20 protein-coding genes, 1 other RNA gene and 1 pseudogene are annotated in these 20,117 nt (G+C 53.7%); 14 read left to right on the top strand and 8 right to left on the bottom strand.

Annotated features, from left to right (window positions below):
- Positions 1–42: 42 nt before the first annotated feature.
- A complete protein-coding gene (locus F1379_RS04365) occupies positions 43–870 on the bottom strand; it encodes a YitT family protein (protein ID WP_150266769.1) in 828 nt (275 codons plus the stop codon).
- A 316-nt stretch (positions 871–1,186) separates the two neighbouring features.
- Here F1379_RS04365 and cshA point away from each other — a divergent pair, with 316 nt between their 5' ends.
- Positions 1,187–2,827: a degradosome RNA helicase CshA gene (cshA, locus tag F1379_RS04360; RefSeq protein WP_150266767.1), complete on the top strand. Its 1,641-nt coding sequence runs from the start codon at positions 1,187–1,189 to the stop codon at positions 2,825–2,827.
- 86 nt (positions 2,828–2,913) lie between these two features.
- On the opposite strand, the gene F1379_RS04355 is transcribed toward cshA, so the two are convergent.
- Positions 2,914–3,012 (bottom strand): dihydroorotate dehydrogenase, encoded by a 99-nt coding sequence (locus F1379_RS04355; RefSeq protein WP_150266765.1) that lies wholly within the window; start codon positions 3,010–3,012, stop codon positions 2,914–2,916.
- Positions 3,013–3,192: 180 nt separating this feature from the next.
- Here F1379_RS04355 and F1379_RS04350 point away from each other — a divergent pair.
- From F1379_RS04350 to F1379_RS04340, 3 genes and pseudogenes are all read left to right on the top strand, one after another.
- A pseudogene (locus F1379_RS04350) lies at positions 3,193–3,978 on the top strand (YesL family protein); the annotation flags it as partial.
- 297 nt (positions 3,979–4,275) lie between these two features.
- A non-coding RNA gene (gene ssrS / locus F1379_RS04345) (6S RNA) lies at positions 4,276–4,467 on the top strand.
- Between the two features lie 186 nt (positions 4,468–4,653).
- The gene (locus F1379_RS04340; protein WP_150266761.1) at positions 4,654–5,043 is read left to right on the top strand and encodes a DUF1499 domain-containing protein; all 390 of its coding nucleotides are present in this window, start codon (positions 4,654–4,656) and stop codon (positions 5,041–5,043) included.
- Positions 5,044–5,205: 162 nt separating this feature from the next.
- Here F1379_RS04340 and tpx read toward each other — a convergent pair whose 3' ends face one another.
- Positions 5,206–5,724: a thiol peroxidase gene (tpx, locus tag F1379_RS04335; protein ID WP_150266759.1), complete on the bottom strand. Its 519-nt coding sequence runs from the start codon at positions 5,722–5,724 to the stop codon at positions 5,206–5,208.
- Between the two features lie 112 nt (positions 5,725–5,836).
- Here tpx and F1379_RS04330 point away from each other — a divergent pair, with 112 nt between their 5' ends.
- A complete protein-coding gene (locus tag F1379_RS04330; protein WP_150266757.1) occupies positions 5,837–6,463 on the top strand; it encodes a rhomboid family intramembrane serine protease in 627 nt (208 codons plus the stop codon).
- 14 nt (positions 6,464–6,477) lie between these two features.
- Complete coding sequence (gltC, locus tag F1379_RS04325) at positions 6,478–7,392, top strand: glutamate biosynthesis transcriptional regulator GltC (RefSeq protein WP_150266754.1); 915 nt, start codon at positions 6,478–6,480, stop codon at positions 7,390–7,392.
- Between the two features lie 30 nt (positions 7,393–7,422).
- On the opposite strand, the gene F1379_RS04320 is transcribed toward gltC, so the two are convergent.
- Together F1379_RS04320 and F1379_RS04315 are read right to left on the bottom strand one after the other, a co-directional pair.
- Positions 7,423–8,100, bottom strand: coding sequence for a zinc metallopeptidase (locus tag F1379_RS04320; RefSeq protein WP_420850473.1), 678 nt, complete (start codon positions 8,098–8,100; stop codon positions 7,423–7,425).
- 34 nt (positions 8,101–8,134) lie between these two features.
- Positions 8,135–8,566, bottom strand: a complete 432-nt coding sequence (locus F1379_RS04315; RefSeq protein ID WP_150266752.1) for a MerR family transcriptional regulator — start codon at positions 8,564–8,566, stop codon at positions 8,135–8,137.
- Between the two features lie 539 nt (positions 8,567–9,105).
- Here F1379_RS04315 and F1379_RS04310 point away from each other — a divergent pair.
- The 3 genes from F1379_RS04310 to F1379_RS04300 are packed head-to-tail and all read left to right on the top strand — an operon-like array spanning position 9,106 to position 12,353.
- Positions 9,106–10,500, top strand: a complete 1,395-nt coding sequence (locus F1379_RS04310; RefSeq protein WP_150266750.1) for an ammonium transporter — start codon at positions 9,106–9,108, stop codon at positions 10,498–10,500.
- Positions 10,501–10,533: 33 nt separating this feature from the next.
- Positions 10,534–11,607 carry a DUF294 nucleotidyltransferase-like domain-containing protein gene (locus F1379_RS04305; protein ID WP_239004572.1) on the top strand — a complete coding sequence of 358 codons (1,074 nt, stop codon included), beginning with the start codon at positions 10,534–10,536 and terminating at the stop codon, positions 11,605–11,607.
- Positions 11,604–12,353, top strand: coding sequence for an exonuclease domain-containing protein (locus F1379_RS04300; protein ID WP_150266746.1), 750 nt, complete (start codon positions 11,604–11,606; stop codon positions 12,351–12,353). The genes F1379_RS04305 and F1379_RS04300 overlap by 4 nt, the downstream gene beginning before the upstream one ends.
- Here F1379_RS04300 and F1379_RS04295 read toward each other — a convergent pair.
- The gene (locus F1379_RS04295; RefSeq protein WP_150266744.1) at positions 12,335–12,811 is read right to left on the bottom strand and encodes a M67 family metallopeptidase; all 477 of its coding nucleotides are present in this window, start codon (positions 12,809–12,811) and stop codon (positions 12,335–12,337) included. The genes F1379_RS04300 and F1379_RS04295 overlap by 19 nt on opposite strands.
- A gap of 131 nt (positions 12,812–12,942) precedes the next feature.
- Here F1379_RS04295 and F1379_RS04290 point away from each other — a divergent pair, with 131 nt between their 5' ends.
- A complete protein-coding gene (locus tag F1379_RS04290; protein ID WP_239004549.1) occupies positions 12,943–13,494 on the top strand; it encodes a TlpA family protein disulfide reductase in 552 nt (183 codons plus the stop codon).
- Between the two features lie 121 nt (positions 13,495–13,615).
- Here the strand turns inward: F1379_RS04290 and cimA are convergent, their stop codons facing one another.
- Positions 13,616–15,235, bottom strand: coding sequence for a citramalate synthase (cimA, locus tag F1379_RS04285; protein ID WP_150266739.1), 1,620 nt, complete (start codon positions 15,233–15,235; stop codon positions 13,616–13,618).
- A gap of 172 nt (positions 15,236–15,407) precedes the next feature.
- On the opposite strand from cimA, the gene F1379_RS04280 reads away from it, so the two are divergent.
- The 3 genes from F1379_RS04280 (at position 15,408) to F1379_RS04270 (ending at position 18,682) form a co-directional block, all read left to right on the top strand.
- The gene (locus F1379_RS04280) at positions 15,408–16,700 is read left to right on the top strand and encodes a DNA polymerase IV (protein ID WP_275262121.1); all 1,293 of its coding nucleotides are present in this window, start codon (positions 15,408–15,410) and stop codon (positions 16,698–16,700) included.
- Positions 16,701–16,849: 149 nt separating this feature from the next.
- Entirely contained in the window at positions 16,850–17,092 is a 243-nt protein-coding gene (locus F1379_RS04275; protein ID WP_150266735.1) for a ferredoxin, read from the top strand.
- 159 nt (positions 17,093–17,251) lie between these two features.
- Positions 17,252–18,682 (top strand): L,D-transpeptidase, encoded by a 1,431-nt coding sequence (locus F1379_RS04270; RefSeq protein ID WP_150266733.1) that lies wholly within the window; start codon positions 17,252–17,254, stop codon positions 18,680–18,682.
- Here F1379_RS04270 and F1379_RS30515 read toward each other — a convergent pair.
- Complete coding sequence (locus F1379_RS30515; RefSeq protein WP_275262120.1) at positions 18,679–18,813, bottom strand: hypothetical protein; 135 nt, start codon at positions 18,811–18,813, stop codon at positions 18,679–18,681. The genes F1379_RS04270 and F1379_RS30515 overlap by 4 nt on opposite strands.
- 207 nt (positions 18,814–19,020) lie before the next feature.
- Between F1379_RS30515 and F1379_RS04265 the strand changes: the two genes are divergently transcribed.
- Positions 19,021–20,115: a quinone-dependent dihydroorotate dehydrogenase gene (locus F1379_RS04265; RefSeq protein ID WP_150266730.1), complete on the top strand. Its 1,095-nt coding sequence runs from the start codon at positions 19,021–19,023 to the stop codon at positions 20,113–20,115.
- Positions 20,116–20,117: the final 2 nt, after the last annotated feature.

Genomic DNA, 20,117 nt, shown 5'->3' with positions numbered 1-20,117 from the left:
GACTAATATATCATAATTTTAAGTAAAACGCATGGGTTCGAATCATCTTTTACGGAAGGAGCCCATCACGCCGACGGTTTCTACAATATTGACAAAGGCCTGCGGATCACTGTTCCGGATAATCCGTTTCAGCTCTGCCAATTCGTAGCGCGTGGTCACTGTCATTAGCATATCCCGTTCGATATGAGAATAAGCGCCTTCTGTCTTGATCTTTGTGACGCCTCGTTGAAGGGGAAGCAGCTGCTTGAGCAGCTCATCGGTACGGTTCGTCACAATATACACCGTTACCTTTAAATGGCTGACGTGAATCAGATCCACCACTTTTCCGGTAACATAGATGGAGACCATGGAAGCCAGCGCCAGGTTCCAGTTGTCGTCAAAATAGGCTGCAGCCAGAATGACGAGGCCGTTGAGGCCGACAAGCACGTTGCCGATCGGAAAATCACGGTAGCGCGTAATGATGGAGCCGATAATATCGAATCCGCCGGTCGAACCGCCTACGCGGAAGGATATTCCGCTGCCGAGCCCTACCAGCACTCCGCCGAAGACAGAAGCCAGCAGCATATCGGAAGCGACGGGCGTTTCGGGAATCAACGTCATCAGCCAGGTGGTCGCCGCAACGGAGAGCATGCTGAACACGATGAATCTGCGGCCCAGCTGAAACCAGCCGGCGACAAGCAGCGGGATATTGAAGAGCAGATAGAGCAGGCTGATGTTGAACGGTGTAAAATACCCCACGAGCATCGCAAGCCCCGATACCCCGCCGCTGAGGAGCCGGTGTGGAATCAGAAATAAGTTGAACCCGCTGGCGATCATCGCCGAGCCGATAATAATGGTCAGGTAATTACCGGTTAATTTTAGTCTTGACAAACATGCTCACCTCTGTGTTTATTTGTATGTAATGAAAGAAAGGAATACACTGGTATTCCTACTGGGGTTTGTGATATAATGTATAGGATATTCTTGAGTAGGACGTTACAATGGTATTTTTGCATTGCTTCGGAAGAGAAGCTACAATGCTCAGGCTACCCTAATGCCTGATCTTTTAGGACATCTTTTCGTCCCGATACGTGTAAACCATGCAGAGATTACGGCATGATTGGACAGCCTATAAATGTGTTTACCGCTACTTAAGAATACAGACAAGCATGTGGAATGTCCACTGTATAGAAGGAGCATGAATAATTTGAAAACATTCGCAGAATTCGGCTTAGAGCCAAAAGTGCTTCAAGCAATCACAGAACTGGGATTTGAGGAAGCCACTCCGATTCAGGAACAGGCAATTCCCATCGCGCTGACCGGCGCCGACATGATCGGCCAGGCTCAGACTGGTACCGGTAAAACGGCTGCCTTCGGTATTCCCCTTATCTCCAAGATTAGCCGTGACGACGAGAAGATTCTCGCGCTCGTTATGACGCCTACCCGCGAACTGGCGATCCAGGTTGCAGAAGAGATCGGCAAGCTGACCCGATTCAAGGGCCTGCGTTCGCTGGCCATCTACGGCGGGCAGGATATCGGCCGTCAGATCCGTGGTCTGAAGAAGAAACCGCAAATCATCATCGGGACTCCTGGACGTCTTCTTGACCACATTAACCGCAAGACGATCCGCCTGGACGACGTTCAGACCGTCGTGCTGGATGAAGCTGATGAAATGCTGGATATGGGCTTCATGGAAGACATCCAGTCCATCCTTAAACTGGTGCCTGAAGAGCGCCAGACCATGCTCTTCTCGGCAACAATGCCTCCGAACATTCAGCGCCTTGCGCAGCAGTTCCTGAAGAATCCGCAGCATGTATCCGTTATTCCTAAGCAAATCAGCGCTCCGCTGATTGACCAGGCTTACATTGAAGTTCCTGAGCGTCAGAAGTTCGAAGCGCTTAGCCGTCTCATTGATATGGAATCCCCTGAGCTGGCAATTGTCTTCGGCCGCACGAAGCGCCGGGTCGATGAGCTCTCCGAAGGTCTGCAGAAGCGCGGCTATTCCGCCGACGGCCTGCATGGAGACTTGTCCCAGAACCAGCGCGATGCCGTTATGCGTAAATTCCGCGACGGCAGCATCGACGTTCTGGTAGCAACCGACGTGGCTGCCCGTGGTCTGGACGTATCCGGCGTAACGCATGTTATCAACTTTGACCTCCCGCAGGATCCGGAAAGCTATGTACACCGTATCGGCCGTACCGGCCGTGCCGGCAAGCAGGGTTCGGCCTGGTCCTTCGTGACACCTCGTGAAATGGATCATCTGCACCTGATCGAACGTGTGACCCGCCACAAGATCGCCCGTAAGCCGTTGCCTACAATGGCTGAAGCTATTGAAGGCAAGCAACGGATTACAGCAGAACGCCTGCTAGCTATGGTTGAAGGCGGCGGTGAATTGAACGAATACAAAGGCATCGCAATTCAATTGCTGGAGCAATATGATTCCGTATCCCTGCTCTCCGCAGCCATGAAGCTGTTGACCGGTGAGAGCAAGGACGCACAGGTAGAACTGACACCGGAAGATCCAATCCGCGTGAAACGCCGCGGCGGCAAATACGATCTGCGTAGCGGACGGAAGCCAAACAGCGGATATCGCGGCGGCAGTGGCGGCGGCAGCGGCAGCGGCGGTTACAGCGGCGGCGGTGGTGGCGGCTATAAGGGCAACCGCGACGGCGGCGGCTACAAAGGCAACCGTGACAACAACAGCACCCGCGGCGGTTACAGCAGCGGCTATGGTGGCACATACGGCGGCGGCTACAAAGGCAACCGTGACAGTGACAGCAGCCGCAGCGGCGAACGTAAGCCGGCACCGCGCCCAAGCAGCAGACGCGATGATTTTGACAATAATTAACTGATATAAGAAAGACGAGGACCGTCAGCGGTCTCTCGTCTTTTTTTGTGCAGTGATATGAATGTGTATCATCCATGCTATTCTTATTAGCAGATGAAGGTGCGGGTAATGATGACAAGCAGGATGAACAGCACCAGAATTGTGCCTGTCGAAGTCCAAAGGCCGCAGCCTGCAGGTGTGGACATAGGGTCTACCTCCTTATAAGATTAATCGGAATCAGGGATACGATGTCAATATATGGACTAAAAATTGAGCTTGCTTAGACGTTTGACCCGGAATTGCCAGATTGGGCGCTGGAAAAGAGCGGGGTAAATAGGGTATAGTTAAGATACGCAGTATGCGCAAGACAGACAGGAGGAAGGGCATTGGAGTTTAAAGGAGCAATGGGCGGTTTATACCGTCTCACGGAGTGGATTTCGCGGATTGCCTTCAGCAATATTTTGTGGGCGATTTGTTCGGTTCCGTTTCTGTTCGCGGGACTCTTGAAGCTGATCATGCTGAGCTCGGAGACGGGCGGAGCCAACGAACAAATCACGCTGAACTGGGGACTTGGCATTTTGGCGCCGTTTACGGTATTCCCGGCTACGGCGGCATTGTTTACCGTGGTCCGCAAATGGGTCATGGGGAATACGGATGTCAGTACATTCCGCACTTTTTTTCAAGGCTACAAAGAAAATTATCTTAAGAGTATGTTTGGGGGGGCTATCTACACACTGTTGTTCGTAGTTATGTATGTTGATGTTACAGTATACATGACTCGAATGGCCAACTTTAAGGTTGTCGGTATCCTGATGCTGGTGCTGATGATTATTTTGCTGGTCTCAATGTTTAATTTCTTTTCCATCGTTGTACATTATCAGATGACTTTCAAGCAAGTGATGACCAATTCGATACTGTTGACCATCGCCCGTCCGTTCCGCGTGTTCTCAACACTGCTGGGTGCCGGTTTGCTTGCCTATATCGGTCTTAAATACACCGTGCTGTACGTAATCTGTATTCCGACGCTCGTTGCCATGCTGGCCTTCTTTAACTTCTATGCTACTTACAACAAGCTTCAACTGCAGGCAGAGAAGAAGAAGCTGGAGGAGCAAGAAGCCCTGGAAGCTGAGCAAGAAGAGGAAGAAGAAGAAGAAGAAGAAGAGGAATCTGATTACGAGCCAGAGCGTAGTTACGAAGAGAAACGTGATACCAAGCAAGAACGTAATTACGAAGCAGCCCGTGAGTCTGAAGCAGTCCGTAATCCTGAAGCAGTTAGTGATGCCGCAGAAACACGCGAGCAAGAAGAGACAGCTTTGCGGGAAACTACCGACAATACTCCGTCCAAACGGACAATCGATTAGGCGGTTTGAGTCGGTAAAGGATGTTTTACGCCACTTGAGGAAACTTCTGGCGATAAGATTAAAGCGCATACAGGTTTACTTTTTCGTCAAAACGCAATATAATAGTTATAAATCCTGCGATGTTCGTTATGGTTGCTCGTTGTTTTGAACCAATGATAATGTCTTGGGAGATCAACATGAAGCGCAGCTGAACAGCCCTGTCTATACGACTTGGGGAATTCAAAAACGTCTTCTGCGGTCACCCACCTGCTCTAGCAGGTTCAGAAGACACTGCAACCGGACGGCATAGGCGGGTTTTCTACTGTATTTGACAAGGTGCCTGTTTCGCTTTATTGCGGAAGATGGCGCCTTTTTTACTTGGAAATCACTGTTAATCCAGGACTAGAGGAAAGAGAACACCCGGAAAGTGACCGCTGCCCTTTTGTTCCTTGGATATCAATGTTAAACTAAAAGTACGAACTAGGGATTTGAAGAGGGGGAAGAAGTTTGTCGCTCAAAAGAACGTTGGTCGGGATATTTCGCAGTCATGACGGTACAAGCGACCGGGCCAAAGATCCGCTCCTGAAGACGCGTTATTATTCACTGCAGAAAGACAAGGCATGGGATGAGGTATCCTCGACGCTGAAAAAGATCCCGGGCTTCCGGGTATTGCATGAGGTGCAGTCCGTCGGCGAGATTACCCTGGAGAAGAAGACGGCCTTCGGCCGCACGCTGGACATTACGGTATCGGTGCTGAACACCTCTCCGGTGCGCTGCGGTGTGGATATGTATTCGGCCTCCCGCGGCTCGCTTGGTGACCTGGGTGCGAACTACCGGGTAATCCAGAAGCTGTATCAGGTTTTGGACAAGAAGCTGGGTAAATTTAAGACGGATTAATACGTATTTGTCGAGGCAAGCCTGTATGCGGTTTCTCCTGGAGATGCGGCTGTAGGCTGCAGCCGAGACTCAAGCTTCCGGAAACGCCAAAAAAAGCGGGAGAAGGCTGAACCTTCTGCCGCTTTTTACAATTTCAAAGGATGTTCTTGGAAGCGTGCCGTTCTACAGCAACGCCTTGAGCGCAGCGATTGCGGCGTCATAATCCGGATGATTGGTCATCTCCGTCAGATATTCCACATAGGTCAGCTTGTCTTCCTTGTCCACCACGAAGATGGAGCGCATGTCCAGGCGGAATTCTTTGATCAGCACGCCGTAGGCTTCGCCGAACGAGGTATTCTTGTGGTCGGACAGTGTAATGACACGGTCAATACCGGCTGCGCCGCACCAGCGGGCCTGGGCAAACGGCAGGTCTGTGCTGATGGTAAGAATGACGACATCATCGCCAAGCTCTGCAGCTTCACTGTTGAAGCGGCGGGTTTGCGCATCGCATACCCCGGTATCCAGAGAGGGGACAACACTGATCAGCTTGATTTTGCCGGCATAATCGCTAAGCGAGCTTTCTTCCAGCAGATTCTTGCTGACCGTAAAAGCGGGTGCGGTATCACCAGCCTTCAGCTCAGGTCCGATAAGAGTAAGTGGGCTTCCTTTAAAAGCGGCTACGCCTGTTCTTTCTTGCGCCATGTCTTGTTTCCTCCTTGGAATGGAAAATTGGATTCTTACTGCCAGAATAAATTATAATCTTTTTAGAGACGGGATGTCGAGCCGGTCCACAAATACATAAAGGATGGGTGCAATGATCTTTATACGTTACGAGAATTGGAAGAGCTATATCCGCTTTTATCCGGTAACTAGCCTGCTCATATTAGCCAATGTAGTCATGTTTATCATTCTGACTTTAAACGGCGGCTCAACGGATGTGTATACCCTGCTGAAGTATGGAGGGACTGTCAATATCTCGCCGTTTAAGGAAGAGCTGTGGCGGTACGCGGCGGCAATGTTCCTGCATAACGGATTTACACATCTGTTCTTTAATTGCTTCTCTCTGCTCATCTTTGCTCCACCGCTGGAGCGGTTGCTTGGCTGGTGGCGGTATGCGCTGCTGTATTTGGCAGGCGGATTTCTGGCCAATATGCTTGGTGTCGCGGTCAGCAGCCGCGGGGTAGTGGATGCCGGAACGATTTCCGTGGGGGCCTCTGGGGCAATCTACGCCGTTTACGGCGCTTATTTCTACATTGCGGTACTGCAGCGGGCGGTAATGGACGAAAGCTCGCGCAAGACGCTGTACGGGGTGCTGGTGATGGGGATCATTATGTCGATTGCCACACCAAGAGTGGACTGGGTAGCCCATTTCGGCGGCCTGGTGGCGGGGTTCTTTCTTTACGGGCTGATTATCCGCCTGCTTAGACCAAGACGACGATAGGAGAGAAGGCAGACATGGAGCTTAGACAGCTGCAATACTTTTTGAAAGTGGCTCAGCGGGAGCATGTCACCAAGGCAGCCGAAGAACTGCATGTGGCCCAGTCTGCGGTCAGCCGGCAGATTCATCAGCTGGAGCAGGAGCTCGGGGTGGACCTGTTTATGCAAAAAGGGCGGAATCTGCAGCTTACGCCTGTAGGTCAGTTATTCCGCAAGCGTGTGGAGGCGCTGCTGAAGGAACTGGACCGCTCGGTGGCGGAGGTTCATGAATTCCTTGATCCGGAACGGGGGGAGATCCGCATCGGATTCCCGCACAGCCTGGGTACGCATCTTATCCCTACGATAGTCGCCGAGTTCCGCAGGTATTATCCCAATGTCCGCTTCAGATTCAAGCAGGGGACTTATTCTTCTCTGATCAAGGATGTGCTTTCAGGCGAGGTTGATCTGGCATTTATATCGCCATTTCCGGAGAACGACGGCCAGGTGGCCGGCGACATTGTAATGACGGAGGACTTGTTTGCGATTCTTCCGCAGAACCATCCTTTGGCGAATGAAACCGAAATTCGCCTGGAGCAGCTCAAGGAGGAGAAGTTTGTGCTCTTCAGCCAAGGGTATTCCCTGCGGCCGATCGTCTGGCAGGCCTGCCTGGCGGCGGGCTTCAAGCCGCAGATTGCCTTTGAAGGCGGAGAGACGGACACCATCCGCGGTCTTGTTGCTGCCGGCATGGGAGTCAGCCTGCTGCCCGAAACGGCGCTGTACCAGACCAATCCGATGCAACCGGCCCAGGTGAGAGTCGTAGATCCGGCAGTAACACGGACTGTCGGCATCATTCACCGCAGCGACGGCAAGCTGCCGCTGGTGGCGCGGTCATTCCGCAACTTCCTGCTTACCTACTTCCGCGACAGACAAAGCAATACCCCGGTCGGCTCTTAGCCTTCCGGGGCATTCTTATATCTTGTTCAATTATTCGCGGTTGCCGAAGAACATCAGAATCAGACGGATCAGTTCAAGCAGCGAGACCAGAGCGGCAGCGACGTAAGTCAAGGCGGCCGCATTCAATACCTTGGCGACCCCGCGCTCTTCTTCATTGCGGATGAAGCCCATCTCGACCATGATCCGGCGGGCCCGGCTGCTGGCGTTGAACTCGACAGGCAGCGTAACTAGCTGGAATGCTACGGCAGCCGAGAAGAAGATGATACCGAGACCGACCAGATTCAGTGAGCTGAACAGGAACCCGGCCAGCAGCATGAACGGTGCGATACCGGAAGCGAAGTTGACGACCGGGAACATCTTGTGGCGCAGCGTAAGCATCGGATAGAGTTCCTTGTGCTGGATGGCGTGGCCAATTTCGTGGCAGGCCACCGAAACGGCGGCGATGGAGCTTTCATAATATACGGGCTCCGACAGGCGCACGACCCGGTGTACGGGGTCGTAATGGTCGGTGAGAGTACCACGGACAGGTTCAATCGGCACATCATGCAGTCCGTTGGCGTCGAGCATGCGCCGGGCCGCTTCATAACCGGTCAATCCATTCATGTTCGCTACCTTGGCCCATTTATTAAAGTTGCCTTTAACCCGAAATTGGGCCCATACAGACAAGATAAAGGCGAGAATCAGTAATACGTACATTAATGGCATCATTTATGCATTCCTCCACTATGGTGTTAGTTCAATCTTACATGGTGGGCCCTTGTGTCAACAGAACCCGGATAGCCTCCATGCAGGCGACGCCTTGGGGGATTAATGCCGCAAGCGCACGTCTGGCTTGCCCCGGCTTCAGTCCGCTGATAACCGGCTCCAGCGCCTTAACTTCGCGCTCCAGCCGCTGCATTTGCAGCTCCAGCTCGGCCAATTTGTCGGAGACATCAGTTTCTGGAGCTGCAGAGCTCCACTTGCTGAGCATAGCTTTAATCTCTTCAAGGCTATATTTCTCTTGCTTCAAATGATTAATACGTTCCAGAACGGCCAGAGTTTCATGGTTGTACAGGCGATAATTCTTCATACTCCGCTTCTCGGGTGCGATCAGACCGAGCTTCGTATAATAGTCGATGGTCCGTTCGCTGAGGTCCGCTGCTTTGGCCAGCTCACCGATGCGGTATAAGGTCATATCCCCATTTGTTCTCACCTCACTAATGCATGCAACCCGTAATTAAGGGCTGCGAAATGCAGGTATAATTCCTTGTCTCTATGATATCAAACCTAAAAGCATACAGTCAAACGTTACACTTACTAAAAGTATATGCAGAAAAATTGAAATCATACCGGAGTTTTTCTTAGAGCAGCTTACGAGCTAAATGTGACATGAACACGTCATGTATGAGTGGGTTATCCCTAAAAAACTTGTCAAGAAAAACCGGGTAAAGAAAACATGATTTATTGTTAGCGCAAATATGATTACATAAATATATAAATAAGAGGTAACGGCATTTGCTTGTGGAGATATGAGCTGCAGATAAATGCGAAATACCATGATTTTACTGTTTACTTGTGAGGTTACGCACAATTATTGAGCGTTTCAAGCGCTTACAGAAATAATTTAAGCATTGCATAAAAATACTCTTGTCAAGTTCCCTGACTTACGCTTATAATGACATCAAGAGTTTCACGACTTGTAAGGAAATATAACATTAGGGGAGTGGGGTAAAGATGAGAAAAAAGATGTTAATGATGTTTCTGGCCATGATCACACTGATGATCTATCCGGTCAGCGCGTTCGCCGCTGAAGGGCCGACGACTCCGGATTTGCAGATCGGACTTAATACGGCATTTACCTTCCTGGCCTTCATTCTGGTATTCTTTATGCAAGCGGGCTTTGCACTGCTTGAAGCCGGTTCGGTCCGGATGAAGAACGCCGGTCACGTAGCCGGTAAGACGGTATTGACACTTGCGATTGCCTGCCTTTGTTTCTGGGCTGTAGGTTTTGGCCTTGGCTTCGGCAACGGCAACGGATTTATCGGCACTGAGGGCTTCTTATACGGCGGTGAAGGGGATGCATCGTTCTTCGAATCTCTGGCATTCTCCGATGTAACCCTTAACGTTAAATTCCTGTTCCAGATGGCTTTTGCCGCAGTATCTCTGGCGATTGTATCCGGCGGTATGGCAGAACGCGCCAAACTGAGCGTCTACATTATCTTCGGCATCCTGTTCTCCGTAATTATTTATCCTGTTGTAGCCCACTGGGTATGGGGCGGCGGCTGGCTGGCTGAAATGGGTATGCAGGATTATGCAGGTTCCACAGTAGTCCATCTGACCGGTGCAACAGCGGCAGTCGTTGCAACGATTCTGCTCAAGCCGCGTCTGGGTAAATTCAATAAAGAAGGCAAACCGGTTATCATTCCTGGTCATAACCAAGTTCTTACGGTACTCGGCGTTATTATTCTCTGGTTCGGCTGGTTCGGCTTCAACCCGGGCAGCGCATTGTCCCCTATGGGCGGATTCTTCGGCCACGTTGCACTGACAACGAATCTGGCTGCAGTAGCAGGCGGTCTGGCTGCCCTGATTGCTTCCTGGCTGTACTTTGGCAAATCCGATATTCCTGCAATGCTTAATGGTGTGCTGGCTGCACTGGTTGCCATTACCGGCGCTTGTGCATTCGTAGAGCCTTGGGCGGCGATCGTTATCGGTCTGGTAGCCGGCGCGTTCACATTCATGACTTCGCAATGGCTGGAAAAAGCAGGTCTGGACGATCCAATCTATGCTTTCTCCGTACATGGTATTGCCGGTATGTGGGGTGCGGTATCCACCGGTTTGTTCGCTACGCCGGAACTGATTGAAGAAGGTGCGCTTGTCGGCAAAGCCGGTTTGTTCTACGGCGGCGGCTTCCATCAGTTGGGCGTGCAGGTTCTCGGCGTAGTTGGCACATTCATCTTCGTAGCGGTATTGTCCTTCGTCATTCTGTACGTGATCAAGCTGGTTAACGGCCTGCGTGTAACAGAAGAAGAGGAATTGATGGGTCTGGATATCAGCGAACATGGTACTTACGGCTATCCTGAGCAAATGAAGCTGATCTCCGAATCGGAAGGCAAATCCCTCAATAAATAACCTACTGGCAGGGAGGCGGACCGTGTGGCACCGATGGAGTCGACAGACAGAGAATTAGAGCAGGTGTATACGTCCATCCTGACGGCCGGTTCGCCGCAGGAGCTGAAGGAAAGGCGGATTGCCTGTCAATCCGGGCTCCTGCAACAGCTTAATGTGATCCCAATCGAGGAATGGACACTGCGGGTAAACAAGATGCATGATCTTGTCGCCCGGCAGGCGGTCACTCTCAGTGAGGCGCAGATGAAGGAGGCGGGCTACGGCCCGCCTCCCTGCGCCTATTCCTTTATTGTGTTCGGCAGCGCAGGCCGCGAAGAGGCTACGTTGTGGAGTGACCAGGATAACGGTCTGATTGTGGAAGGCGAGCCGGACGGCAGCAAGCGAAGTTATTTCCGTACCTTCGGCGGCATACTTTCAGACATTCTGGAGGTTGCCGGATATGAGAAGTGCGAAGGCAAAGTGATGTCATCCGAACCCCTGTGGAACAAGACTCTGTCCGAGTGGCAGGAGCAGCTCGCGGGCTGGAGGGGACAACTGGAATGGGAGCCCGTCCGTTATCTGATTATTGCCTCCGATATGCGCCATGTGGCCGGCAGCGCCGATTTGTCTGCAAGGTGGCAGGAGAGCTTTCATGCCGGTTATGCGGGCAATGAGAAACTGGCTGCAGCCGTATTGCGCAACACTGTGCGCCATAAAGCGACGCTTAATTTGCTCGGGCAGGTGCTGACTGAGCGATTCGGGGATTATGCCGGCGGCTTTGATGTGAAATACGGCGTTTATATCCCTCTGGTGAACTTTGTAAGGCATTTATCGCTGGCACATGGGGTTAGGGCCAGCTCGACCCTGAAAAGGCTGGATCAGTTGCAGAAGCTTGGACGCTATGAGCATCTGGATGCTGTGCGGCAGGCATTTCTAACCGCTTTACGGATGCGGGTCAATACTCCTTATGAGGACAAGGACGGTCTCCTCTCCAGCAGCGATTACATGGGGGAGAAGGAACTCAAGAATAAGCAGCTCTTCGCGGAGCTGCGGGAAAGTTTACTGCTTGTCAGACGCCTGCACAGGGCTCTGCAGCGTCAGCTCCGTTCAGCGGAAAGGAGACAGTCATGAAGGAGCCCAATAAAGGCGGGGGATTCTGGAACAGCTTGCGGCAGGGCGGAATGCCCTCGGCACTTGCCTCGATCCGGGGCGGGGAGACGGCACAACAGACAGCGCAGCAGATGGCTTTTATCCGTTCGCTGATGCGCGAGAAACGGCGTCCCGAAGTACTGCATACTCCGCTTACAGAGCTGGAGACGGTTATCTTTGATCTGGAGACGACCGGGTTCTCTCATCAGCATGGCGATGAAATTATGTCCATTGGTGCGGTCCGTGTAGTCGGCCATGAGATCCGGGAGGAGGAATGCTTCTATACACTGGTAAATTGCCAGACGGCTATTCCGGAGACCATCACGAGGCTGACGGGAATCTCTCAGGAGATGACCGCCAAGGCGCCGCCCTTGATTGACGGATTGCACAATTTCATGACCTTTGTGGGGCAGCGCGTGCTTGTCGCCCACGGAAGCTCACATGACAAGGCTTTTCTGAACGCGGCGCTGTGGAAGACCTCCAAGGTGCAGCTGACCCACCGGGTGCTGGATACGATGATGCTGGCCCGCTGGCTGGAGCCCAGCCGCGGGAATTATACATTAGACGAGCTGCTGGCTGTTCATGGCATCCCGATCAAAGGGCGGCATCATGCGCTGGAGGATTCCAGGATGACGGCTCATTTGTGGGTCTCTTATCTGCGGGAGATTGCCGACAAGAAAAAGGTGGATACGCTGGGCGACTTATACGCTTATTTAAGCAGAACGTAGAGCGGGGCTTGCGTTAATATGCGGGTAGATCTGTTGCCCGGCTCGCTGCTGCTTTCGATCAGAAAGGCATTCAGGCTAAGGCCGCCGGTACCGGCGGCTGCAGGAGAGCCGATCAGGTAGGCGCGGAATTCCGGGCCGAGAGCCGGTAAACCTGCGAGATCCGCTTTGGACGGCCAAGGCTCAGTGTGCGGATGCGAGTGGAACAGACCGATCAACCGGGGCTGACTATACAGGGCATGCACCCATTCCCGGGGTTCAGGCGTGAATGCGTGCAGCGGGTCAGGCGCTACGTTGCTCATGGGCACATAGTGGTCGATAAGCATGCCGCCCGCTGCGGCAGCACCCAGCAGGATTCCGCAGGCTTCCTGCGGATGACAGGTTAGCAGATGCTTCCCCAGCATCTGCTGCACGGAGGATTTCAGCCAGATGGCTTGAGGTTTTCCCTGGTCTGCTGTCATTTGTACCCCTCTCTCTTCATGGGATTTCGTCTTCGGACGGAATCCTCTTTTTTTTGTGCTGCGGTTTGAAATAAGCAGATAGGAGACAGAATACAAGTAAACCACTCCACAAGTAAAGGAACATGGCTCCTATGACTGCTGTTAACAGATGCAATCGAATCATAAGTGTCCTGCTGATCACGCTGGCTGTACTGGCCCCGCTGGAGCCGGCGCAAGCTGCGCCTGCACCGGTAAGCCATGCTTCGGCAGCGGCAGGAGCAGGGCCGGGAAGGCTGGCCCCGGCCTTCACACTGCAGGACGCCGGCGGGACCAGCCGGCAGGTTGGAGGACCACGGGAGAAAGCGCTGCTGCTGAACTTTTGGGCATCATGGTGCGGTCCTTGCCAGCTGGAGGCGCCGGATTTAAACAGGCTGGCTGTGAAGTATAAAGACGTTCTCGATGTCTACGGTGTCAATGTCACCAGCCAGGATGTCAAGCAGAACGCCGAGCGGTTTGTCCGGAAATACATGCTGAGCTTTCCAGTGCTGTATGATTTGAAGGGGCAGGTATTTGCCAGGTATAACGGGCAGGTGTTTCCGACGAATGTGCTGGTTGCCAAAGACGGGGTGATCTCGGAGGTTATTCTCGGAGTACTTCCTCCAGAAGAACTGGAGCGTAAGATTGCCGCTTTAACCTCGCGATAACTCATTGTCAGGCATTGGACATATCGAACCTGCCATGCTTGTTGATATAAAGCCCCCCTGCATACGGGTTGTTCCCGCAGCAGGGGGGCTTATGGTTGAATCTGTTGTTTGTACAATACGCTTAATGATTGACCAGACCGCGCGGTTCATTGCTGATGTGGCCCGATGCTTCCCGGGAGATTTGCCCCAGCAGCGCATACCGCATACTGTCGACCAGCGCTTCCCAGCTGGCTTCAATGACGTTGCTGGAGACGCCTACCGTACTCCAGGTGTTATGCAGGTCTTTGGATTCAATCAATACCCGGACCTTGGCCGCCGTCTGATCTTTCTCATCCAGGACGCGTACCTTGTAATCGGAAAGATGCATCTCGTTCAGCCGCGGGAAGTAAGGTACAAGCGCTTTGCGCAGCGCATTGTCCAGCGCGTTGACCGGACCGTTGCCCTCGGCGGCGGTGTAAAGACTCTCGCCGCTGACCTTCAGTTTCACGAAGGCTTCGGACATAACCGGGTGTCCTGCGGTCTTTTCGACCAGCATTTTAAACGATTCGAAGGTGAATAGCTCGTTCATCTCTCCGGTGGCTTCGCGCAGCAGCAGCTCCAGTGAAGCATCCGCGCCTTCGAATTGGTAACCCTGATGCTCCAGATCCTTGATGCGGTCAATAACCTTGCGTGCTTGTTCACTGCTTGGGTCAAGGCTTAAGCCCATATCCTGGGCCTTGGACAGCACATTGCTCTGGCCGGCCAGCTCGGAGACCAGTACCCGCTGCTTGTTCCCGACCAGTTCGGGTGCAATATGCTCATAGGTCCGGGAGTCACGGAGAATGGCGGAGACATGGATTCCGCCTTTGTGGGCGAAGGCGGCACTGCCGACATAAGGCTGGTTCACCGGCATATTGACATTAGCCACTTCGCTGACGAAACGGGCCGTGTTGGTCAATTGCGGCAGTGAATCCCCCGGAATGCAGTGATATCCCATCTTGAGCTGCAGGGTGGGAATGATCGAGCACAGGTTGGCATTGCCGCAGCGCTCGCCGTAGCCATTGATGGTCCCCTGTACCTGGCGGACACCGGCTCCGATGGCGCTGAGTGCATTGGCCACTGCCAGCTCGCAGTCATTATGGGTATGGATACCCAGTGCGGCTGTTGGGAGCTGGGCGGAAATCGCGGTGACGATCTCCTGCACCTCATGCGGAAGCGTACCGCCGTTCGTATCGCACATGACCAGCCAGTCGGCACCGGCTTCGCCGGCTCTGGCCAGCACGGCCGCAGCGTATTCCGGATTATGCTTATAACCGTCAAAGAAATGCTCGGCATCGAAGATGACTTCCAGACCCTGCTGCTTCAAATAGGCGATGGAGTCGCCGATCATCGCCAGGTTCTCCTCCAGTGTGGTCTGCAGTGCGGTATGCACATGAAAGTCCCATGATTTGCCGACCAGCGTAGCGGCAGGCACACCAGCATCAATCATGCGGCGGAGGTTCTCGTCATGCTCGGCGGAGGAATTCTTGCGCCGGGTGCTTCCGAATGCGGTGATTTTGGCATTCAGATGCAGCTCTTTGACTCTTTTGAAAAATTCGATGTCTTTGCTGTTGCTGCCCGGGATACCGCCTTCAATATAGTGAACACCCAGATCATCTAATTTCTTGGCTATCTTCAGCTTGTCATCCGCCGACAGACTGATCCCCTCACCTTGGGTGCCGTCGCGTAGAGTGGTGTCGAAGATGGAGATGGACTTATTCATGAGTGTCCTCCTATTCGTGTGGTGACCAAATTGAATTTTTATATTATAGCATTTTTACGCGGGAATGTAACAAAGAACTTTTCTGATGCGTCCCGCTAATATTGACCTTGCCGGCGGGGAGAGGTATGCTGATTTTACCGATCAAACCCTGACAGAGAAGAAGGTAGATCTTGTGCACAGCGTGGATCAGTATTATCCGACGAGCGGCAGGGTTATTTTGCATGTGGATATGAATGCTTTCTATTGTTCCGTGCATGAGGCGGAGGACCCGGAGCGCTACAGGGGCAAGCCCACGGCGGTGGCCGGAAGCGTGGAGCAGCGGCGCGGAATCATTGTGACCTGTTCCTATGCGGCGCGTAGGGTGGGGATTTCCACGGGCATGCAGGTACAGAAGGCACTGCGGATCTGTCCTTCGCTTATTGTGATCCAGCCCAATTTTCACCTGTACCGGAAATACTCCAGGGCTTTCATGGAGATTGCGTACAGTTATACGCCGCTGCTTGAAGCGGTATCCATAGATGAATGTTATCTCGACATTACAGGATCACGGCAGTTCGGTACACCCCTGGAGATCGCAGAGGCCATTCAGCGGCGTATCCGCGAGGAGCTCGGCCTGCCCTGCTCCATCGGAATTGCGCCCAACAAGCTGCTGGCGAAGATGGCGTCCGATCTCAAGAAGCCGAACGGCATCTCTGTGCTGCGGCTGCGTGATGTACCGGAGGTGCTCTGGAGCAAGCCGTGCAACGAGATGTTCGGCATCGGCGGCAAGACGGCAGAGAAGCTGCGAAAGCTGGGCATCTACAGCATTGGTCAGCTGGCTGCTGCGGATGAACAGATGCTGGTGGAGCATTTCGGGGTCATGGGCTACTGGCTGAAGCGCGCCGGGAACGGCATCGACCATGGCGAAGTAAATCCGGAGCGGGAGCAGAGCAAGTCGATCGGGCATACGACCACACTGCCCCGTGATGTCGTGGGCCTGGCTGAAGCGCGTCCCATTCTGCTGAATCTCAGTGACCAGGTCGCGCGCCGGCTGCGCAAGCAGGGCCTCGTTGCTTCCGGTGTGCAGCTGACCATCCGAACACCGGATATGAAGACGATCACCCGCTCGCGGCAGCTGGATACGCCGACAGAAAGCGCGGATGATATTTACAAGACCGCCTGTGAGCAGTTCAGCCGGCACTGGAATCAGGAGAAGCCGGTGCGTCTGCTTGGCGTAACGCTGCATGGATTGACACCCAAGGACGAATCGGCCATCCAGCTGGATCTCTTCGAATATGAAAGCCAGCCCAAAAAGGAGTCGCTGACCAAGGCGATGGACATGCTGCGCAACAAATTCGGCGAGAATGCGGTGCTTACCGCTGGTATGCTGTCCGACAGCCATTCGGCCCGCCTGCGCAACCATAAGGAGCGCGGCACCTCGCTGCAGAAGGACAATCTGCATAAGCTGGAGACGGATCGGGAGTGAAGCCATATGTCTCCACAGGCGATTGGGTGCTTTTTAATATATGAGGCGAAATGGTTAACCTGTTGAAATTACATTCTATTTATATTAATATGATACAATCAACAGTCCGTTTAGGGGGACTGTATTGTTTAACGGGAGGCAGAGATAAAATGGCTAAGTACACCTGGGTCGAGAAAGATACCTGCATTGCTTGCGGTGCATGTGGCGCTACGGCCCCTGATATTTATGATTACGATGATGAAGGCTTGGCGGAAGTAATTTACGAGAACGACGGCAACCGCGGTGTAACCGTGATTCCGGATGATTTATTCGACGATTTGCAGGATGCCTGCGACGGATGTCCGACCGATTCGATCAAAATTGCGGATGCGCCTTTTAATAAAGAAGGCTAATTGCCGGAAGCTTCAGTTCTGTGCAGATGATAGGGGGAAGACTCCCTATATGTATAAAGACATTTCCTACGCCGGAAGTAATTTCGGCAGAGGGATGTCTTTTTTTGCGCCTCTATCCGATATAGAAAGAAAAAGAATTGTGGCCCCCGGAGGAGACTCATGAACAATACGCAGCATCTCAAGGCTTATGTGCAAATGCATCCGGACAACAAAATGGCATGGTACTTGCTGGGCAAGGAATATGATAAGAACGGTCAGCAGGGCAAAGCCAACTATTGCTATAACCAGGCGGGAGAGGTGTATGAAGCCTTCGAACGCAGCAAGGTTCCGGCCGAAATGCTCCGCGAATATGAAGCGGGGCTGCTTGATAGCGCACGGGAGCGGCATGCGGGCAAGCTGCGGAAGCGGCGGCTGTGGGTAGCGGTTATGCTGCTGCTGCTCATGTTTCTGCCGCTTGCTGATGCGCCGGGCGTGCCGGCTGTGCCATCCCTGCCCGAAGAGCTATTGTCCTTCAATGCAGACAATCTGCTTAAGAAGCTGGCGGGGCCGGATCCGGCTCCTGCAGGCGAAGAGCTGGCGGAGGAGGCTGCGCCGGGGCTGAAGTTCACGGCGCTTGCCGCAGACGCTTCGGGCCAAGCTATGGCCGCCCTGATGAAGCCGGGCACGGCTTCCGCCACGGTGATGCTGGGCATGCAGCGGGCCGGCAAGTGGCTGCTGTGGAAGGAGCAGCTGCCGCTTGCCGCCGCTGTGGTGAACGATGGCAGCGGCAGAACCGTGGTCCAGTCCTACGACAAGGCGGCCTGCAATTGTGAGGTGCCGGGTGCAGAAGACCTGCAGCGGCAGGCCGGGCAATGGCAGGAGCGGGAAGAGCAGCTGGCGGTGCTGTGGAGCGCCATGCGTACTTACAAGAGCAGCAAGGGAACGCTGCCGGATTCGCTGAAGCAATTGACGGCGCCGTTCCCCGGCAATATGCTCGGCGGAACGACACCGCTGATGGAGGAAGCGTTCGCGCCGCTGCGCAGAGCGGCTGCGGTCAGCGGCATGGCAGCCGCAGCAGACCCTGCTGCAGCACCTGCGCCGCAGGCTTCGGCTGCTCCGCCTGCAGAAGGGAAGGGACAGAGCGGCGGGGCGCAGGTTCCTTTTTTCAATGCTCCGCTTACTATTATTGTAGACAAACAAAATCACCGTCTGGCTTTAACCAGCGGCTCAATTATTCTGCGTAATTATGAAGTAGGCTTGGGAGGAGAACGCACGCCGGAGGGGTCATTTGTCATCACCGACAAGGTCGTGAACCCGAACGGACATGACAACGGCGAATTCGGCAGCCGCGGCATGCAGCTCTCGGACACGGACTATGCCATTCATGGCACGAATGAGGAAGACAGCATCGGCAAGGATGAATCGCTGGGCTGCATACGGATGAGTCGCGCGGACGTGGAAGAGCTGTTCGCCATGGCCCCCAAGGGGACGAAGGTAGTCATTGCGAAAGGGGGCTTGCCCGATGAGCTGCTGCTGCCGGAGAAGCGGTTTACTGCGCAGACTGCGCCCGGTCAGACTAACCCCCACAAGGTCTATCACTGGCTCAATTAGGTTGTAACAATAAAAAGGACCACAAAAAGGGCGATGAGCAAGACCAGGCTTCCACTGATCCACAGGATAGCTTTGCGGTTGACTTCTTCTTTTTTCTGCTGGATGGTAGGCGGTTTGCGTTTTTGGGACATAATTGTCATCCTTCTTTCTTTATCGGTGATTACCCTTACATTGTAATGGGTTTGCCGCAAAATTACTATACCGCCCCCTCCATGACCTGTGCTTGGCCGGGTAAAAAACTTTTCTTTTCCTCCGGAAACGGATAAAATTAAGTTGAAACTACACAGACACGGGGAAATGGTGGTCAACACGGGTTATCCCTTGAAGGAGCGAGAGCGGTGCTGTATCGACATCTTGGCAAACCGATTTTTTTTAAAATGGACCCGGAGAAGGCGCATCACTTCGTAATCGGCGGACTGAGCAAGGCGGCTTTCGTGCCCGGCGGCAGCGCGGGTATGCGGCTTATGTACGGCGTTCCGGAGACACCCGATCTGGCGGTCGACCTGTTCGGTCTTCACTTTCCCAGCCCGGTGGGGCTGGCCGCCGGCCTGGATAAGAACGGCGAAGCGGTGGGAGGCTTCTCCTCCATCGGCTTCGGGTTCATGGAAGTGGGCACAGTGACGCCTGAGGGACAGCCCGGCAACGATAGCCCGCGGCTGTTCCGCCTGGTGCCGGACGAAGCGCTGATTAACCGGATGGGCTTCAATAATGAGGGCGCCGAAGCGATGGCTGGACGCCTTGCGGCTCTGAAGAGGCGGCGGATTCCGGTGGCGGTCAATATCGGCAAGAATAAAGTGACGCCGAACGAGCTTGCCCATGAGGATTACCGCAAATGTATCCGGACGCTGTATCCGTACGGCGATTTTTTTGTGGTGAATATCAGCTCGCCGAATACGCCGGACCTGCGGAGCCTGCAGCATGGCAGCGAACTGACCCGGCTGCTGGCGGAGGTCAAGGCCGAAATGGATATCCAGCGCAAGAGCAGCGGAGCCGCCAAAAGCCTGCTCGTGAAGATCGCTCCCGATGTGAGCGACGCCGAGCTTGAATACATGGTACATACACTGACGGAAGCGGGTGTGGACGGTGTGATTGCTACCAATACCACACTCAGCCGGGAAGGGCTGACCAGTGAGAAGGCGGGCGAGGCCGGCGGGCTCAGCGGCAAACCGCTGCGTGACCGGTCTACGGAGGTCATCCGCCGGATTTACAGCCAGACCGGGGGCAAGCTGCCGATTATCGGCTCGGGCGGGATTTTTACAAGCCAGGACGCTTACGACAAGATACGGGCGGGCGCCAGCCTGGTCGAGATTTATACAGCTCTCATCTATGAAGGGCCGGAAATTAACCGCCGGCTGCATGCCGGACTGCGAAATCTGCTGCGGCGCGACGGTTACCGGAATATCCTGGAAGCGGTGGGCGCAGATCATCACTGAAG

Origin of the sequence: Paenibacillus tepidiphilus, from assembly GCF_008635795.1 — a bacterium.
In the GTDB taxonomy this organism is placed as follows: domain Bacteria; phylum Bacillota; class Bacilli; order Paenibacillales; family Paenibacillaceae; genus Paenibacillus_AQ; species Paenibacillus_AQ tepidiphilus.
The sequence above is the reverse complement of the archived record's forward strand: the minus strand, read 5'-3'. Positions and strand labels throughout refer to the sequence as shown.

Bases quoted from the DNA above. Each gene is read 5' to 3' on its own strand.
- F1379_RS04355 (WP_150266765.1), bottom strand. From the start codon at position 3,012: ATGTCCACACCTGCAGGCTGCGGCCTTTGGACTTCGACAGGCACAATT.
- tpx (WP_150266759.1), bottom strand. From the start codon at position 5,724: ATGGCGCAAGAAAGAACAGGCGTAGCCGCTTTTAAAGGAAGCCCACTT.
- F1379_RS04330 (WP_150266757.1), top strand. From the start codon at position 5,837: ATGATCTTTATACGTTACGAGAATTGGAAGAGCTATATCCGCTTTTAT.
- gltC (WP_150266754.1), top strand. From the start codon at position 6,478: ATGGAGCTTAGACAGCTGCAATACTTTTTGAAAGTGGCTCAGCGGGAG.
- F1379_RS04320 (WP_420850473.1), bottom strand. From the start codon at position 8,100: ATGATGCCATTAATGTACGTATTACTGATTCTCGCCTTTATCTTGTCT.
- F1379_RS04315 (WP_150266752.1), bottom strand. From the start codon at position 8,566: ATGACCTTATACCGCATCGGTGAGCTGGCCAAAGCAGCGGACCTCAGC.
- F1379_RS04310 (WP_150266750.1), top strand. From the start codon at position 9,106: ATGAGAAAAAAGATGTTAATGATGTTTCTGGCCATGATCACACTGATG.
- F1379_RS04305 (WP_239004572.1), top strand. From the start codon at position 10,534: ATGGAGTCGACAGACAGAGAATTAGAGCAGGTGTATACGTCCATCCTG.
- F1379_RS04300 (WP_150266746.1), top strand. From the start codon at position 11,604: ATGAAGGAGCCCAATAAAGGCGGGGGATTCTGGAACAGCTTGCGGCAG.
- F1379_RS04295 (WP_150266744.1), bottom strand. From the start codon at position 12,811: ATGACAGCAGACCAGGGAAAACCTCAAGCCATCTGGCTGAAATCCTCC.
- F1379_RS04290 (WP_239004549.1), top strand. From the start codon at position 12,943: ATGACTGCTGTTAACAGATGCAATCGAATCATAAGTGTCCTGCTGATC.
- cimA (WP_150266739.1), bottom strand. From the start codon at position 15,235: ATGAATAAGTCCATCTCCATCTTCGACACCACTCTACGCGACGGCACC.
- F1379_RS04275 (WP_150266735.1), top strand. From the start codon at position 16,850: ATGGCTAAGTACACCTGGGTCGAGAAAGATACCTGCATTGCTTGCGGT.
- F1379_RS04270 (WP_150266733.1), top strand. From the start codon at position 17,252: ATGAACAATACGCAGCATCTCAAGGCTTATGTGCAAATGCATCCGGAC.
- F1379_RS30515 (WP_275262120.1), bottom strand. From the start codon at position 18,813: ATGTCCCAAAAACGCAAACCGCCTACCATCCAGCAGAAAAAAGAAGAA.